This window comes from Staphylococcus sp. 231237_7MaSpsaltlick, from assembly GCF_043107035.1.
The window spans coordinates 1-1,460 of the sequence record NZ_JBICNX010000121.1; the positions used below are offsets into that span (position 1 = coordinate 1).

Sequence of the window (1,460 nt, forward strand, 5' to 3'; positions counted from 1 at the left end):
GAATAATACTAATATCGACCCTCCTATAATAATAATCCATTTATATATTTGAAATATTTGAGAATCACCTATTTCAAAAAACAACCCTGGAGAAATATTAGTACGAAGTATTAATAAAAACATTAATTTGAACAATCCTATATAACCTTTAAATATATAAATAATACTAATAATCAAAGTACAGTAGAGGCTTACTGGATGAAAGCAACTAATAATAAAAAGTAGAAACACCAAAAATATTTCTATGTTCTCTTTGCTTATTTTCACCTTACTTCCCCCATGTATTTCTATTAATAATCTCCGTATAACTCTGTATAATCTTCACTACTTTTTGTGAAACATTTGTATCTTTATAGTCAATTGCATCAATCATTGGTTCATTATTATTTTGCATTGCTCTTGCAAGTTCTACAGATTGCACTAAGTTATCATATTTAATGCCACCGATAATTACTGATCCTTTGTCTAATACTTCTGGTCGTTCTGTAGATGTTCTTATTAGAACTCCTGGGAACTTAAGCATTGATGATTCTTCTGACAGTGTTCCACTATCTGAAAGGACAACAAAAGCATGTTTTTGTAATGCATTGTAATCGAAGAAGCCGAACGGTTTTAGTTGTTTTACTAATGGATGAAACTTAAATGATCTTTCTTCGATTTTTTTCCAGCTTCTTGGGTGTGTTGAATATATAACTGGTAATTGATATTTTTCTGCTATCTCGTTAATAGCATTCATTAATGAATTAAAGTTATCTTCAATATCAATGTTTTCTTCTCTATGCGCTGAAATTAAGATGTATTTATTTTTTTCTAGATTTAATGTTTTCAGTGCATCGCTTGTATTAATTTTATCTTCATATTGTTCTAATACTTCGCGCATTGGTGAACCTGTGACTAAGATATTTTCTTTTTTAAATCCTTCATCTAATAAATATCTTCTACTATGTTCTGTATATGGTAGATTTACGTCACTCACGTGATCAACTATTTTTCTATTAATTTCTTCAGGTACATTTTGATCGAAACAACGGTTACCTGCTTCCATATGAAAGACAGGAATTTTCAATCTTTTAGCTGATACTGCTGCTAAACAGCTATTTGTATCTCCTAGTATCAGAAGTGCATCAGGTTTTTCTTTTGCTAACACTTCGTAAGATTTAGCTATAATATTCCCCATTGTTTCACCAAGATCTTTGCCTACAGCTTCTAAAAAATGATTGGGTTCTCTTAATTCTAATTCTTCAAAGAATACTTGATTAAGTGTGTAATCATAGTTTTGACCAGTATGTACTAATATTTGATTGAAATATTTATCACAAGCTTTTATAGTAGCTGATAGTCTAATAATTTCAGGTCTCGTTCCAACAATTGTCATCAATTTTAATTTATTCATTTTTAAACCTCCAAGAAATATGTGTCAGGGTTTTCTGGATCAAACATCTCATTAACCCACATGATAG

The 1,460-nt window shown here is 29.9% G+C and carries 2 protein-coding genes; both read right to left on the reverse strand.

The genetic code is table 11. From position 1 onward, the window contains the following. A partial coding sequence (locus ACF91D_RS30275) for a hypothetical protein (RefSeq protein ID WP_392438439.1) occupies nucleotides 1-267 on the reverse strand: 267 nt, incomplete at its 3' end. A 1-nt stretch (nucleotide 268) separates the two neighbouring features. Further along, nucleotides 269-1,393 (reverse strand): non-hydrolyzing UDP-N-acetylglucosamine 2-epimerase, encoded by a 1,125-nt coding sequence (wecB, locus tag ACF91D_RS30280; RefSeq protein WP_392438441.1) that lies wholly within the window; start codon nucleotides 1,391-1,393, stop codon nucleotides 269-271. Nucleotides 1,394-1,460: the final 67 nt, after the last annotated feature.